The sequence below is a fragment of the Stenotrophomonas sp. HITSZ_GD genome (genome assembly GCF_029543105.1).
Lineage (GTDB): Bacteria > Pseudomonadota > Gammaproteobacteria > Xanthomonadales > Xanthomonadaceae > Stenotrophomonas_A.
Map to the genome: position 1 here is coordinate 66,350 of NZ_JARQXB010000013.1, position 14,101 is coordinate 80,450.

17 protein-coding genes are annotated in these 14,101 nt (G+C 70.1%); 9 read left to right on the forward strand and 8 right to left on the reverse strand.

Annotation, left to right across the window (positions count from 1 at the left end; genetic code table 11):
* Window positions 1-72: 72 nt before the first annotated feature.
* Window positions 73-1,149, forward strand: a complete 1,077-nt coding sequence (locus tag P6166_RS13465; protein WP_277764971.1) for an NAD(P) transhydrogenase subunit alpha — start codon at window positions 73-75, stop codon at window positions 1,147-1,149.
* A gap of 122 nt (window positions 1,150-1,271) precedes the next feature.
* On the opposite strand, the gene P6166_RS13470 is transcribed toward P6166_RS13465, so the two are convergent.
* The 3 genes from P6166_RS13470 to P6166_RS13480 are packed head-to-tail and all read right to left on the reverse strand — an operon-like array spanning window position 1,272 to window position 2,652.
* Complete coding sequence (locus P6166_RS13470; RefSeq protein ID WP_277764972.1) at window positions 1,272-1,739, reverse strand: DUF3106 domain-containing protein; 468 nt, start codon at window positions 1,737-1,739, stop codon at window positions 1,272-1,274.
* Window positions 1,736-2,098 carry a hypothetical protein gene (locus P6166_RS13475; RefSeq protein ID WP_277764973.1) on the reverse strand — a complete coding sequence of 121 codons (363 nt, stop codon included), beginning with the start codon at window positions 2,096-2,098 and terminating at the stop codon, window positions 1,736-1,738. The genes P6166_RS13470 and P6166_RS13475 overlap by 4 nt, the downstream gene beginning before the upstream one ends.
* Window positions 2,095-2,652 carry an RNA polymerase sigma factor gene (locus P6166_RS13480; RefSeq protein ID WP_277764974.1) on the reverse strand — a complete coding sequence of 186 codons (558 nt, stop codon included), beginning with the start codon at window positions 2,650-2,652 and terminating at the stop codon, window positions 2,095-2,097. Before P6166_RS13480 ends, P6166_RS13475 begins: the two co-directional genes overlap by 4 nt.
* A gap of 122 nt (window positions 2,653-2,774) precedes the next feature.
* On the opposite strand from P6166_RS13480, the gene P6166_RS13485 reads away from it, so the two are divergent.
* Together P6166_RS13485 and P6166_RS13490 are read left to right on the forward strand one after the other, a co-directional pair.
* Entirely contained in the window at window positions 2,775-3,086 is a 312-nt protein-coding gene (locus P6166_RS13485) for an NAD(P) transhydrogenase subunit alpha (protein ID WP_277764975.1), read from the forward strand.
* On the forward strand, window positions 3,083-4,537 hold the full coding sequence (locus tag P6166_RS13490; protein ID WP_277764976.1) for an NAD(P)(+) transhydrogenase (Re/Si-specific) subunit beta: 1,455 nt from the start codon (window positions 3,083-3,085) through the stop codon (window positions 4,535-4,537). Before P6166_RS13485 ends, P6166_RS13490 begins: the two co-directional genes overlap by 4 nt.
* 646 nt (window positions 4,538-5,183) lie before the next feature.
* Here P6166_RS13490 and P6166_RS13495 read toward each other — a convergent pair.
* On the reverse strand, window positions 5,184-5,603 hold the full coding sequence (locus P6166_RS13495) for a hypothetical protein (RefSeq protein WP_277764977.1): 420 nt from the start codon (window positions 5,601-5,603) through the stop codon (window positions 5,184-5,186).
* Window positions 5,604-5,768: 165 nt separating this feature from the next.
* Here P6166_RS13495 and sufT point away from each other — a divergent pair, with 165 nt between their 5' ends.
* The 3 genes from sufT to P6166_RS13510 all read left to right on the forward strand — a co-directional run bounded on the left by sufT (window position 5,769) and on the right by P6166_RS13510 (window position 9,774).
* On the forward strand, window positions 5,769-6,320 hold the full coding sequence (gene sufT / locus P6166_RS13500) for a putative Fe-S cluster assembly protein SufT (RefSeq protein WP_277764978.1): 552 nt from the start codon (window positions 5,769-5,771) through the stop codon (window positions 6,318-6,320).
* Window positions 6,321-6,400: 80 nt separating this feature from the next.
* Entirely contained in the window at window positions 6,401-7,507 is a 1,107-nt protein-coding gene (locus P6166_RS13505; RefSeq protein WP_277764979.1) for a branched-chain amino acid aminotransferase, read from the forward strand.
* Between the two features lie 524 nt (window positions 7,508-8,031).
* Window positions 8,032-9,774 (forward strand): S8 family peptidase, encoded by a 1,743-nt coding sequence (locus tag P6166_RS13510; protein ID WP_277764980.1) that lies wholly within the window; start codon window positions 8,032-8,034, stop codon window positions 9,772-9,774.
* Between the two features lie 120 nt (window positions 9,775-9,894).
* Here P6166_RS13510 and ybaK read toward each other — a convergent pair whose 3' ends face one another.
* From ybaK to wrbA, 4 genes are all read right to left on the reverse strand, one after another.
* Complete coding sequence (gene ybaK / locus P6166_RS13515) at window positions 9,895-10,374, reverse strand: Cys-tRNA(Pro) deacylase (protein ID WP_277764981.1); 480 nt, start codon at window positions 10,372-10,374, stop codon at window positions 9,895-9,897.
* 6 nt (window positions 10,375-10,380) lie between these two features.
* A complete protein-coding gene (locus P6166_RS13520) occupies window positions 10,381-10,866 on the reverse strand; it encodes an asparaginase domain-containing protein (protein ID WP_277764982.1) in 486 nt (161 codons plus the stop codon).
* 77 nt (window positions 10,867-10,943) lie between these two features.
* Window positions 10,944-11,282, reverse strand: coding sequence for a DUF2069 domain-containing protein (locus P6166_RS13525; RefSeq protein WP_277764983.1), 339 nt, complete (start codon window positions 11,280-11,282; stop codon window positions 10,944-10,946).
* A complete protein-coding gene (wrbA, locus tag P6166_RS13530; RefSeq protein WP_277764984.1) occupies window positions 11,279-11,875 on the reverse strand; it encodes an NAD(P)H:quinone oxidoreductase in 597 nt (198 codons plus the stop codon). Before wrbA ends, P6166_RS13525 begins: the two co-directional genes overlap by 4 nt.
* A gap of 79 nt (window positions 11,876-11,954) precedes the next feature.
* Here wrbA and P6166_RS13535 point away from each other — a divergent pair, with 79 nt between their 5' ends.
* The 3 genes from P6166_RS13535 to P6166_RS13545 are packed head-to-tail and all read left to right on the forward strand — an operon-like array spanning window position 11,955 to window position 14,079.
* Window positions 11,955-13,235: a YihY family inner membrane protein gene (locus P6166_RS13535; protein ID WP_277764985.1), complete on the forward strand. Its 1,281-nt coding sequence runs from the start codon at window positions 11,955-11,957 to the stop codon at window positions 13,233-13,235.
* Window positions 13,226-13,813, forward strand: coding sequence for a TlpA disulfide reductase family protein (locus P6166_RS13540; RefSeq protein ID WP_277765002.1), 588 nt, complete (start codon window positions 13,226-13,228; stop codon window positions 13,811-13,813). Before P6166_RS13535 ends, P6166_RS13540 begins: the two co-directional genes overlap by 10 nt.
* Window positions 13,813-14,079, forward strand: a complete 267-nt coding sequence (locus P6166_RS13545) for an acylphosphatase (protein ID WP_277764986.1) — start codon at window positions 13,813-13,815, stop codon at window positions 14,077-14,079. The genes P6166_RS13540 and P6166_RS13545 overlap by 1 nt, the downstream gene beginning before the upstream one ends.
* Window positions 14,080-14,101: the final 22 nt, after the last annotated feature.

A 14,101-nucleotide genomic window follows, 5' to 3' on the forward strand; every position in this document is an offset into this window, starting at 1 on the left:
GAACGGTCGTCCCGGGCAGTGGGCGGACCTTTGCTAGGATCGGCGCGACGCGATCATGGGCAAGGGGACGGCATGGCGGTGCAGGTGCGAGTGTTGAAGGAGCACGCCGAGGGCGAGCGCCGCGTGGCGGCCACCCCGGAAACGGTGAAGAAGCTCATCGCGCTCGGCGCGCAGGTGGCCATCGAGCCGGGCGCCGGCAGTGAGGCCGGCTTCCCGGACGACAGCTACGTGCAGGTCGGCGCCACGCTGGCCGAGGGCGAGGCCTTGTCCGATGCCGCGCTGGTGCTGTGCGTGCAGGCGCCGGAGGTGCCGCGGCTACGGCAGATCGCCAGCGGCGCCACGCTGGTCGGCCTGTTGCAGCCGGAAGCCGATCCGCTGCGTGCCGAAGCGCTGCGCGCCGTGCCGCGGCAGGTATTTCCGCTCGAACGCCTGCCGCGCACCACGCGCGCGCAGGCCATGGACGTGCTCAGTTCGCAGGCCGGCATGGCCGGCTACAAGGCCGCGCTGATCGCCGCCGAACTGGCGCCGCGCTTTTTTCCGATGCTGACCACCGCCGCCGGCACCATCCGCCCGTCCAAGGTGCTGGTGGTGGGCGCCGGCGTGGCCGGCCTGCAGGCGATCGCCACCGCCCGCCGGCTGGGCGCGCAGGTGGAAGGCTTCGACGTGCGCCCGGAAACGCGCGAACAGATCGAATCGCTGGGCGCACGGTTCCTCGACCTGGGCGTCAGCGCGGCCGGCGAGGGCGGTTACGCGCGCGCGCTGACCGAGGAGGAACGCGCAGAGCAGCAGCGCCGGCTCGCCGATCACCTGCGCGGCGTGGACGTGGTGGTGTGCACGGCCGCGGTGCCGGGCAGGCCCGCGCCGAAGATATTGAGCGCGGCGATGGTGGCCGGGATGAAGCCGGGCAGCGTGGTGGTGGACCTCGCCGCGGAAACCGGCGGCAACTGCGAACGCACGCGGCCGGGCGAGACCGTGGTGGAGGCGGGGGTGACCATCGCCGGTCCGTTGAACCTGGCCAGCCTGGGGGCCGTGCATGCGAGCGAGATGTTCGCGCGCAACGTGCTGAACTTCGTGAGCCTGTTCGTGCGCGAGGGGGAGATCGTGTTCGACTGGGAAGACGAACTGCTGGCGAAGACGCGCTGGGTGTGAGGCGACGGGCGGCGCGCGGCCGCGACTTGCCGATTTCCCGCCGCCGCTGAAGCCGCGCCTGCCGCGATGGCGGAAGGCGCCGCCGGCGCGACCGCGCCGAGGGGCGAAGCGCGCGCGGCGACCTAGCGCTCGTTTCCGTCGTCGTGCGCGCTGATCCACGCCTGCCGCTGCTGCGGGCTCATCTTCTGCCAGCGGTCGAGCAGGGCCTTGCGCTGCGCGGGGTCCATCTGCCGCATCTGGTCGAACAGCACCTTGGCCTCGCGCCGCTGCTGCGGCGACATGTGCTCGAAGCGCCGCATGCCGTCGGCCGCCTGGCGACGCTGTTCGGGCGTCATCGCCTGCCAGCGCTGCGCGTGCCGCAGCATGCGCTCGCGCTGTTCGGGCGCATCGTTCCAGCGCTGGCGCACCGAGGCGATCAGCATCTCGCGCTGTGCCGGGCTCAGGTGGTCCCAGTCCGGCAGCGTGGCCGGCGGCGCACCGGGCGGCCCCGGCGGGGGGGCAGGAGGGGGCGGGGGCGCGGCCTGCGCCCAGGCACCGGCGCTGCCGAGCGCCAGCAGCACGGTCAACAGCAGGCGGGTGGAGGTTTTCATCGGCTGTACTCCATGGCCAGGGCGTTCTGCGATCCCAGCCAGACATAAAGATCGGGATTCTGGTCCAGCACCTCGTCCGCATCGACGCTGGCGACCTGCTGCGATACCGCGCCCGGTGCCGAGGGAACCGGCGAGGACAGGTTGAAGTGCACGCCCAGTCCCAGCGCCAGCACCGCCGAACAGGCCGTGGCCATCCACAGGGCGCGGTGGCGGCCATGCCGCGGCGCGGCCGCGGTGGCGCCCTGGCGGGCGGCGCGCAGGCGCGCCAGCGTGGCCGGGTCGAGCGCGCCCAGCGCGGCCTGGTGCAGGTCGCGGGCGTGCGTGTCGAAGGCTTGCGATTGATGGTCCGTGGTGTTCACCGGAAATCCTCGAGTTGTTGCTGCAGGGCCTCGCGGGCCCGCGACAGATGGGTCTTCACCGACCCTTGCGAACAGCCCATCACCTGGGCGGTGGTGGCCACATCCAGTTCTTCCAGCACGCGCAGGGTGAACGCCTCGCGCTGGCGGGCGGGCAACCCGCGCAGTGCCTGCACGAGCCGCGCGTAGGCCTCGCGGCGGTCCTGCGCCTCGGCCGGGCCACCGCCGGTGTCGGCCCAGTCGATGCGGGTCTCGCCGTCGGCCTCCGGCGCGGGGGCCCAGAACTTCAGGCGGAAGCCTCGCCGGCGCTGCACGTCGACGATGCGGCTGCGCAGGATGCTCCAGAACAACGGCGTCCACTCGCTTGCCGGCCGGTCGCGGTAGGCGAGCAGCTTGACCATCGCGTCCTGGACGGCATCCAGCGCGTCCTCGCGGTGGCGCAGCCCGGCCTCGGCGAAGCGGAACGCCCGCGGGCCGATGCCGGCGAGGAACGCGTCGAGCGAGGCCGGCGGCGCCGGCGCTTCGGTTTGCGGATCGAGAGGGGTACCCACCAGCACAGCGTAGCTTCCCTTGCGGAATACCCGGTCAACGCACAGGGGCGCGACAGGTTGACCGGCTGGCGGCCCATTCATGGGCGGTTATGATGCAAGCCATCCGACCAAGACGGGGACAGTGGACGATGGCCGACGGATTCGTGGCGTTGTACATCTTCATGCTGGCGGCGATCGCCGGCCACGTGATCATCTCGCGGGTGCCGGTGATCCTGCACACGCCACTGATGTCGGGGTCTAACTTCATCCACGGCATCGTGCTGATCGGCGCGATCGTGGTGCTCGGCCACGCGGACACCACGCTGGAGAAGGCGCTCGGGTTCCTGGCGGTGCTGCTGGGCGCGGGCAATGCGGCCGGCGGCTACGTGGTGACCGAGCGCATGCTGGAGATGTTCAAGCCCAGCGCACGCCAGGGCGGCAAGCCGGAGGGCGGCGCTTGAACGTCTCCACGGTGGAATGGCTGGACTGGCTGGTCAAGGCCAGTTATCTCGTCGCGGCGACGTTGTTCCTGCTCGGCCTGCAACGCATGGCCTCGCCGCTGACGGCGCGCAGCGGCATCCGCTGGGCCGGTGCGGGCATGTTGCTGGCGACGGTGGCGACGTTCTTCCTGCCGGGGCTGCACAACCTGCCGCTGATCCTGGCGGCGGTGGTGATCGGCACGGCCGCGGCGTGGGGGTCGGCCAAGAAAGTGGCCATCACCGACATGCCGCAGATGGTGGCGCTGTACAACGGCATGGGCGGTGGCTCGGCGGCGGCGATCGGCGCGGTGGAGCTGCTGCGGTTTGCCTTCCTGGCCCATCGCGACACCACGCACTGGAGCGAAAGCGCGCTGGCCGACCTGGCCGCGCGCCAGCCGGGTGGCACGACGGTGGCGCTGGCGGTGGTGGGCGCGGCGATCGGCGCGGTGTCGCTGTCCGGCTCGATCATCGCGTGGGCCAAGCTCGATGGCCGGCTCGACCGCCGCGTCACCTTTCCGGCGCAGCAAGCCTTCAACCTGGCCGTGGCGTTGGCGGTGGTGCTGCTCGGCCTGTGGGCGGGCGTGTCGCTGCAACCGGTGGCGATCATCGCCTTCTTCGTGGCGGCGCTGGCGCTGGGCGTGTTGATGACGCTGCCGATCGGCGGTGCGGACATGCCGGTGGTGATCTCGTTGTACAACGCGTTCACCGGCCTGGCGGTGTCGTTCGAAGGCTACGTGCTGGGCAACGAGGCGTTGATCATCGCCGGCATGATGGTCGGCGCGGCGGGCATCCTGCTGACGCGGTTGATGGCCAAGGCGATGAACCGGCCGATCAGCGGCGTGCTGTTCTCGAACTTCGGCGGGGGCGGGCAGGGGCAGGCGATCGAAGGCGCGCAGAAGCCGATCGAGGCGGCCGACGCGGCGGCGATGATGGCCTACGCCGAGCGGGTGGTGATCGTGCCGGGCTACGGCATGGCGGTGGCGCAGGCGCAGCACAAGATCTGGGAGCTGGCGCAACGGTTGATCGCGCGCGGGGTGAAGGTGAAGTTCGCGATCCATCCGGTGGCGGGGCGCATGCCGGGCCACATGAACGTGCTGCTGGCCGAGGCGGGGGTGCCCTACGACCTGATCGCGGACATGGACGACATCAATCCGGAATTCGCCAGCACCGATGTGTCGCTGGTGATCGGGGCCAACGATGTGGTGAACCCGGTGGCGAAGACCGATCCGTCCAGCCCGATCTACGGGATGCCGATCCTGGACGTGGTCGATTCGAAGAACGTCATCGTGATCAAGCGCGGCAAGGGGACGGGGTTTGCGGGGATCGAGAACGCGCTCTTCTACGCGGACAACACGCGGATGCTCTATGGGGATGGGGCTGAGGCGGCGGGGGCGCTGGTGAGCGAGCTCAAGGCGTTGGAAGGGGGGCACTGAGCGGTGTTCGGTGGGGTGGGGTGGTTGGGTTGGGCGGCCGTTGGCCGCCCTTTTTGCTTTGCCTGCTGTGATTTTTTGGGGGGATTGGCTTGCGATGTTGATCGGCTGTCCGGACGCCCTGCACGGCCAGCGGGGGCGGGGCCGTTTCGGGACACGCCGTGAATCCATCCATGGAGGCTCGTAGGCGACATCCATGTCGCCTACGGTCCCGAAACGGCCCCACCCCCGCTGACCCTTCAGATTCTCGCGGCCGGACGACACAAGCGTTTGCTTCGCCTGCCGCGTTGCGCGCCAACCTGCACGACGCGGCACGCTGCGCTTCTGAAGAAAGCAGAGCTGATATCTGGAGAATGAAAAAGTCAGGCGAGTGCTGGGGTTCGCCTGTGCCTTTGCGCTTTCCCCACTCCTGTGGGGACGCGCGTCTTTCGAAGTGGGAACCCGAAGGCGCCTAGCGCCGGTCTGGCGGATAGTTTCGTCAGCGGGCCATGGATGGCCCGCGGCGGCGAGTCAGACAGGATGTCTGACCGAGCCGCGACGAAGCTATCCGCCAGGCCGGGGCCCGCACCGCAAGCCTACGCCACTGCCCGCCGACAACACTGCCCGCGCACGCCACTGCCCGCCTACGCCACGCAAGCCGCCCGGAAACCTACCTGCCCACCACCCAAGCCACGCCCAACCCCAGCGCCCAACACACCACGTCGAACCACCCGTTCGCCATCGAACTGAGCAGCCACGCCAGCCGCGGGCCCATCCGCAAGCTGGAGGCGAGTACGTCCAGCCCCATCACGAACCCCAGCTGCGCCGAAGCGATCGCCCATTGCGCGCAGAGGATCACCAGCAGCGTGGCAGCCATCGCGATCACCGCGCGCGTGGCACCCGGCCGGAAGGTCCCCAGCCGCAGCATGAACGCCGATTCCAGTGCCACCACGATCGCCATCCAGCCGGCCTGCTGGTTCAGGCTCAAGGCCACCAACAGCCACGCGATCAGGGCGGTTGCGCATCCCAGCAGCAGGAGCAGGGGCCAGAGCCAGTGCGATGTGCTGGCGGACGCGGTCTTGGGAGGCATCGAGAAATCCTGGGATCAGCCTACAGGATAAGGCCTGCGCCCGCAGCCGCCAGCCCCCGTGCCACCGGCGCGACACGGCATTCCGGTACCCGCGCTGCGCCGGATTGGAAATAGACCCTAAAATGTACGACTTGCCCGACGCGGGCCCGCCCCCACCTGTTCCCCATGTATTCCCGTAGCAGCGAACCCGTGCAATTCGAACGCGACTGTGACGCCATCATGGTGCCGCAGGGCGACGCCGTGACCCTGCCCGCCGGCAGCTACGGCTACATCACCCAGGCGCTGGGCGGCAGTTACACCGTCTTCGTCGAGGGCAACCTGTTCCGCATCGCCGGCAAGGATGGCGATGCGATCGGCAAGGAGCCGCCGCCGGGTCTGGAGCTGCCCGCTGATGCCAGCGACGAGGAAGTCGAGGCTCTGGTCTGGCAGCAGCTGCGTACCTGCTTCGACCCGGAAATTCCCTTCAACATCGTCGACCTGGGCCTGGTCTACGAAGTGGCGATGAAGCACCGCGAGGACGACACCCGCCTGGTCGAGGTCAAGATGACCCTCACCGCGCCGGGCTGCGGCATGGGCGAGATCCTGGTGGACGACGTGCGCAGCAAGCTCGAGCTGATCCCCACCGTGGCCGAGGCCGACGTGGAGCTGGTATTCGATCCGCCGTGGGGCCGGCATATGATGTCCGAAGCCGCCCGGCTCGAAACCGGGATGCTCTGAGGGTCCGCCTGCCGGCGGGTCCCGGCGCCGCCCCCCACCGGCGCGCCCCTGTCATCCGCTAAACCGCAAGGAATCCTCCGGTGTCCGCTTCCGTTTCCCCGCCGTCCACGGCCTTCCGCGTCACCCCTTCTTCGTCGCCGCGCACCGCGCAGCAGCGCGAGGCCATCCTCGCCGCGCCGGGCTTCGGCAACCACTTCACCGACCACATGGTCGCGATCGAGTACGACAAGGAACAAGGCTGGCACGGCGCCGAAGTGCGCCCCTACGGCCCGCTGCAGCTCGACCCGGCCGCCGCGGTGCTGCATTACGGCCAGGAAATCTTCGAGGGCATTAAGGCCTATCGCCATGCCGATGGCTCGATCTGGACCTTCCGCCCCGAGGCCAACGGCAAGCGCCTGCAGCGCTCGGCCCACCGCCTGGCGATGCCGGAACTGCCGGTGGAATTGTTCGTCGAATCGCTGCGCCAGCTGGTGGCCGTGGACCACGAGTGGGTGTCCGGCGTGGGCGAGAACAGCCTGTATTTCCGCCCTTTCATGATCGCCAACGAAGCGTTCCTGGGCGTGCGCGCCGCGCAGAAGGCGGCCTACTACGTGATCGCCAGCCCCGCCGGCCCGTACTTCGCCAAGGGCGTGGCGCCGGTGTCGATCTGGCTGTCCACCGACTATGCCCGCGCGGCCAAGGGCGGCACGGGCGCGGCCAAGTGCGGCGGCAACTACGCCGCCTCGCTGCTGCCGCAGCAAAAGGCCTATGCCCAGGGCTGCTCGCAGGTGCTGTTCCTGGACCCGGTGGAGGGCAAGTACATCGAAGAGCTGGGCGGCATGAACGTGTTCCTGGTCTACAAGAACGGCACGATCGTGACCCCGGCGCTGTCGGGCAGCATCCTGGAAGGCATCACCCGCGAGAGCATCCTGCAGCTGGCGCGCGACCGCGGCCTGAAGGTGGAGGAGCGCAAGATCTCCATCGACGAATGGAAGCAGGGCGTGGCCTCGGGCGAGATCAGCGAAGTGTTCGCCTGCGGCACCGCCGCGGTGATCACCCCGATCGGCGAGCTGAAGGGCGAAGGCTTTTCGGTGGGCGACCTCAACGCCCCGGCGGGCGAAGTGACGATGTCGCTGCGCAAGGAGCTCACCGACATCCAGTACGGCCGCCTCCCGGACCGCCACGGCTGGCTGGTCCAGCTGCGCTGACCAAGCCACGCGATGAAAAAAAAGCCCCGCTCTCGCGGGGCTTTTTGTTTGAGCCAACCCAAAGGGGTGTACATCGCCGTTGATGTTCGGTCAGCGTTGGAATGGTCTGAGGGCGAGCGGGGGGCAGGCGCGGGCGGGGGCGTGTGGCGACAGGATGTCGCCTCACGAGCCCGAGGCCATGGATGGCTGCTTTCGGCGTCCCCCGCCCGCGCCTGCCCCCCGCTCGCCGCGCGACCAACCCAACCGCTTCCCGCGACAAAACCAATCGCAGATGTCCCGCCCTGTCCCATTCATGTCTCCACATGTCTGAACATTGACACCCGGCGTCACACAACGGAAAAGAAGTTACCCCCGAAACCGGTTCCGCCCATTTTGCCGAGTCTGGTCTTTGGTTAGGTTTCCTTCAGGGCGATCAGGGGCGCCCGGGCGCTCCGGCCGGTTCCGGATCCACGTTCCAAGCTGCGTCCCCGGCCGGGGTCAATGCCGCATCCGCGGCGCATGTAGACCTGGAAGGTAACCACCCAATGTCCAAGGACCAATTCCGCGTGCACCCGCGTGCATGGATCGTGTCGGGCTGTGCACTGACTTCCCTGCTGCTCGCGTTCCCGGCCTTCGCCGGCGACGTCTACCTGGATGGCCTGGCCTCCGCGCCGACCCACCAGCGCTTCATCGTCACCTATCGCGACGGCAGTACCGAGCTGGCCAGCGCCAACGCCCTCGGCACCGCACTGCGCTCGGCCGCCGCCTCCGTGCCGGCCAAGGGCGGCACCCTGCTAGGCCTGAGCTCCGTGCGCCGCCTGGCCGTCGGCCCGCAGCTGGTCAAGGCCGACCGCCCGCTCGACCGCGCCGAAGCCGAAACCCTGATGCGCCGCCTCGCCGCCGACCCTAACGTGGTCAGCGTCGAAGTCGACCAGCTGCTGCGCCCCACGCTCACCCCGAACGACCCCCGCCTGTCCGAACAGTGGGGCTTTGGCACCACCAGCGCCGGCATCAACGTGCGCCCCGCCTGGGACCAGGCCACCGGCACCGGCGTGGTGGTGGCGGTGATCGACACCGGCATCACCAACCACCCGGACCTCAACGCGAACATCCTCCCGGGCTACGACTTCATCAGCGACACCTTCGTCTCGCGCGACGGCGACGGGCGCGATTCCAATCCCGCCGACGAGGGCGACTGGAACCCCGTGGCGAACGAGTGCTACAGCGGCTCCCCGGTGACCAACTCCAGCTGGCACGGCACCCACGTGGCCGGCACGATCGCCGCGGTGACCAACAACGCCGTCGGCGTGGCCGGCACCGCGTTCAATGCCAAGATCGTGCCGGTGCGCGTGCTCGGCCGCTGCGGTGGCTATACCTCCGACATCGCCGACGCCATCGTGTGGGCCTCCGGCGGCACCGTGAGCGGCGTGCCCGCCAACGCCAACCCCGCCGAGGTGATCAATATGTCCCTCGGCGGCAGCGGCACCTGCTCGACCACCTACCAGAACGCGATCAACGGCGCGGTCTCGCGCGGCACCACGGTGGTGGTGGCCGCGGGCAACTCGGCGGCCAACGTCTCCGGTTCGGTGCCGGCCAACTGCGCCAACGTGGTGGCCGTGGCGGCCACCACCTCGGCCGGCGCGAAGGCCAGCTTCTCCAACTACGGCACCGGCATCGACGTCTCCGCGCCGGGGCAGAGCATCCTGTCCACGCTCAACAGCGGCACCACCACGCCGGGCTCGGCGAGCTACGCCTCCTACAACGGCACCTCGATGGCCTCGCCGCACGTGGCCGGCGTGGTCGCGCTGATGCAGTCGGTGGCGCCCACCGCGCTGACCCCCGCCACGGTCGAAGCGACGCTCAAGAGCACCGCCAGCCCGTTGCCGGGCGCCTGCAGCGGCGGCTGCGGCGCGGGCATCGTCAATGCCAACGCGGCGGTCACCGCGGCGAAGGGCGGCGGTGGCGGTGGTGGGGGTGGCGGCACCACGCTGACCAGCGGCGTGCCGGTGAGCGGCTTGTCGGCCAGCACCGGCGCCTCGCTGAACTACACCATCGCCGTGCCCGCCGGGCGCAGCACGCTGACGGTGAAGATCGCCGGCGGCAGCGGCGATGCCGACCTGTACGTGCGCTTCGGCAGCGCGCCGACCGATACCACCTATGCCTGCCGGCCGTACCTCAGCGGCAATACCGAGACGTGCACGATCAGCGCGCCTTCGACCGGGACCTACTACATCCGGGTCAAGGCGTACTCCACGTTCTCGGGCGTGACGCTCACGGCGACCTACTGACGCGGCGATGGGCAGCAGGCGGGGCCGCTGGCCGCGGTCCCGCCTGTCGCGCGTCGAGACATCGCTCGCTGGCGGGCAGGGTATTGGCGCGGCGTGGCATTCGCGCGCGGTCGAGCCGCTTCAATCGCTGCTGATGGCGCCCGCCTCGGCGTGCAGCACCGCCACGGCCGCCTGCGGTGCGATCTCCAGCAGCAAGCCACGCTGGCCGGCGTTGATCCACACGCTGTCATGCGCCAGCGCATCGCTTTCGATCCACACCGGTACCGGCCGCTGCTGCGCGAACGGACTGATGCCGCCGACCTTGTAGCCGCTGCGGCGCTCGGCCTCGGCTATCTCCATCATGCGCGCGGACTTGCCGCCGCATGCCGCCGCCAGCCGCTTGAGCTGCAATTGCCGATCCGAAGGAATCACCGCGCATACCGCGCGCTCGTCCACCCACGCCATCAGCGTCTTCAAGACGCGCTCGGGCGCCACGCCCAGCGACTGGGCGGCATGCATGCCCTTGCCAGCGACGGCGTCAGCATCGAAATCATAGGGATGCAGCCGATAGGCCACGCGCGCGGCGTCCAGCTGCCGGGTCGCGCGCGTGGCTTTAGACATCGCGGATCAGGCCGCCTCGAAGCGGTTGGCCGCCACGTTCTTGCGCACGTGGTCCGGGTTCCAGATGCGGCCGTTCATGGCGATGTACACGCCGGCCGGCAGGCTCTGCACCGCGCCCACCGCGCAACCGATGTTGAACTCGGCGTCCGAACCGCGGAAGCGCGCCGGGTTCAGCGCGCCGGTCATCACGATGGTCTTGTCCGGGATCGACTTCAGCACCATGCCGGTCTGCACCATGCTGTCGGTGCCGTGGGTGATCAGCACGTGGCGCGCCGGCTGCGCGGCGACGGTGGCGCGGATCAGCTCGCGGTCGGCGTCGTTGATGTGCAGCGAGTCCTTGCGGATGATCGGGATGACGGTGAAGCGGAACGTCACGCCCAGTTCCTTGAGGATCTGGCCGATCTGCGGGTCGCCGATCTGGTAGTCCGACTTGTCGTCGAAGTAGATTTTGTCGATCGTGCCGCCGGTGGTGACGATCAGGAGTTCTTCCATTGCGGTTGCCTGTTCCGGTTACGGGGCGCGCGAACGACGCGGCGCGCAGGCACCCATGATACCCGGCCGGCCGCGGCTCAGCCCCGGCGCCGGCCGAAGCGGGCGCGCAGCCCGGGCGCGCTGGCCGCGCCGATCACCCACAGCGACAGCACGATTTCCAGCGCCGCCAGCGCGGGCGCGTAACCGCCGCTCCAGGCGACCATCACGCCATGGCTGAACCAGAACAGCGCCAGCACGCCCGCCCAGAACGCGGCGCGCGTGCTGCGCGGCAGCGCGGCGGCCAGGAGCCATGGCGGCAGCGCGAATACCAGCCAGGCCGCGGTGCGGTGGCGGTCGTCGTGGAAGGCGTACAGGTACAGCGCGCCCAGGCCCAGCAGCGCCAGGCCCAGGCTCCAGCGCGCGAGGGACCGGCTCACGGCGCGGCGAGCTTGTGCGCGAAGGTGGCCAGGCGGCGGCCCAGTGCCCGCGCCAGTTGCACTTCCTCTTCGCTGGGTTGCGGATCGTCGGTGACGCCGGCCACATGGCTGGCGCCATACGGCGTGCCGCCGCTGCGGGTGTGGCTCAGCGCCGGCTCGGTGAAGGGAATGCCGACGATCACGCAGCCATGGTGCAGCAGGGGCAGGTGCATCGACAGCAGGGTCGATTCCTGCCCGCCGTGCAGTGAGGCGGTGGAGGTGAACACCGCCGCCGGCTTGCCGGCCAGCGTGCCGCTGGCCCATTCGGCGCCCAGGCCGTCCAGGAAGTGTTTCATCGGGGCGGCCATGTTGCCAAAGCGCGTGGGGCTGCCCAGGGCCACGCCGACGCATTCGATCAGGTCGGCCGGCTCGACATACGGGGCGCCTTCCTCGGGCACCGGCGGGGCGATGGGCTGGGTCAGCGCCGAGACCGGCGGCACCGTGCGCAGGCGCGCCGTCATGCCGGGCACCTCGCCCACGCCCCGCGCGATCTGGCGCGCCAGCCGTGCCACCGAACCGCCACGGCTGTAGTACAGCACCAGGATCTCGCTCATCGTCTCGGGTCGCCCGTCTGCGGAAACCTCGCCAGTATCGGCCATGCCGCCTCCCTCGCGCATCGGGTACGCTTGCGCGATGGCGACAAGGGACACGTTGAACCTGTGGCGGGAACGCCTGCGCGACCGCGCACGCGCGGTGAGCTTCGGCCGTTTCGTGTGGCACCGCTTCCTCGACGACCGCCTGTTCCAGGCCGCCGGCTCGCTGGCCTACACCACGGTGTTCGCGCTGGTGCCGGCGGCGATCGTGGTGTTCGGCGTGCTCTCGGCCTTCCCGGTGTTCGGGGAATGGAAGGACCGGCTCAGCGAGTACATCTTCGCCCACTTCGTGCCCAGCGCCGCCAGCGCGGTGCAGGGCTACCTGCTGCAGGCGGCCAGCGCGGCGGGGCAGCTCACCGCCGCCGGCGTGATCGCGCTGGTGGTCTCGCTGCTGATCACGCTGCACAGCGTGGAGCAAATCTTCAACCAGATCTGGCGGGTGGCCTCCTCGCGGCCGAAGTTCGCCCGCTTCCTGGTGTACTGGACCGTGCTGACGCTCGGCGCGATGGTCGCCGCGGCCAGCCTGGCGATCTCGGTGCGTTTCTTCGCGCTGCCGCTGTTCCAGACCGTGGAAGGGCGCGCGCTGGCCAGCAGCCTGCTGGCGCTGGCGCCAGTGGCCATCGAGCTGGTCGCCATCGTGCTGCTGTACCGGCTGGTGCCCCACCATCCGGTGCGCATGCGCCACGCGTTGCCTGGCGCGCTGCTGGCGGTGCTGCTGCTGGAGCTGGTGCGCTGGGGGCTCAGCGCCTACCTGGGCGGCTTCCAGTCCTACGAGCGCATCTACGGCAGCACGGTGGCCTTCCTGCCGATCTTCCTGCTGTGGATCTACCTGTGCTGGGTGTCGATCCTGCTCGGCGCCTCGCTGGCCTCCTCGATCGCCGCCTTCCGCTACCAGCCGGCCTGGGTGCGCCTGCCGGTGGGCTACGAGCTGTACGCGCTGCTGCGCCTGCTGGGGCGTTTCCAGCTGGCGCGGCGCGATGGCAGCGGCCTGGAGGAAGACCAGATCCTGGCGCTGGAGCCGATGCTCACCGACTCCCTGCTGCAGCAGATGCTGTGCGAGCTGGAACGCATCCGCCTGGTGCGCCGCGACGAGCTGGGCCACTGGCTGCTCGCGCGCGACCTGGACGAGGTGCCGCTGCTGGAGCTGTACGAACACTGCCAGCTGCGCGTGCCGGTGGACGACAGCCCGCTGCCCGGGCGCGAGGATGCGCTGGGGCAGGTCGCCTCCCAGGCCCTGGACGAACTGCGCCTGCCGCTGCGCGCGATGCTGCGCCGGCGCGTGGGCGACATTTACAAGACCTTTTCCGGAGAATCCCCATGACATCCGTCCGCGCCGTTGCCCTCGCCACCTGCCTGCTGGCCCTGGCCGCATGCCAGCGCCAGCCCGAGCCCGCCGCCGCGCCGGCCGCGCCGCAGCCGGCCGCCGCGCCGGCCCAGCCCGCGGCCCCGGCCGAGCCCGCCGCCCCAGCGCGGGAGGTCACCGCTGAGCAGCCCGCGCTCAAGCTGCCCACCGTGGACGGCAAGACCTACGACCTGGCCGAACACCGCGGCAAGTGGGTCGTCATTAATTTCTGGGCGACCTGGTGCGGGCCGTGCCTGAAGGAGATGCCCGAGCTGTCGGCGTTGCATGCGATGCGCAACAACGTGGAGGTGGTCGGCTTGGCCTACGAGGACATCGAGCCGGCGGAGATGCAGGAATTCCTCAAGGCGCACCCGGTGGCCTATCCGATCGCCATCGTCGACACCTACCAGCCGCCGGCCGACTTCGCCGTGCCGCGCGGCCTGCCGATGAGCTACCTGATCGGGCCGGACGGCAAGGTCGCCAAGCAGTTCCTGGGCCCGGTGGAAGCGCGCGACATCGAGGCGGCCATCACCGCCGCCGGCGGCAAGGTCGGCTGATGGCGCAGGCGCGCCTGCGCGTGAGCGGCCGCGTGCAGGGCGTGGGCTTCCGCGCGTGGACCCGCGCGCAGGCCGTCGGGCTGGGGCTGGACGGCTGGGCGCGCAACCTGGCCGATGGGGACGTGGAGGTGGTCGTGGCCGGCACGCCGGAGGCGATCGAGACGCTCGCGGCACGGTTGTTGCTGGGACCTGCGTTGGCGCGCGTGGACCGGCTCGACCGGCAGGCCCACGCGGCGCCCGTGCCGGCCGGTTTCTTGACCGGCTAAGCGTTTTTGATACCGGACGCGC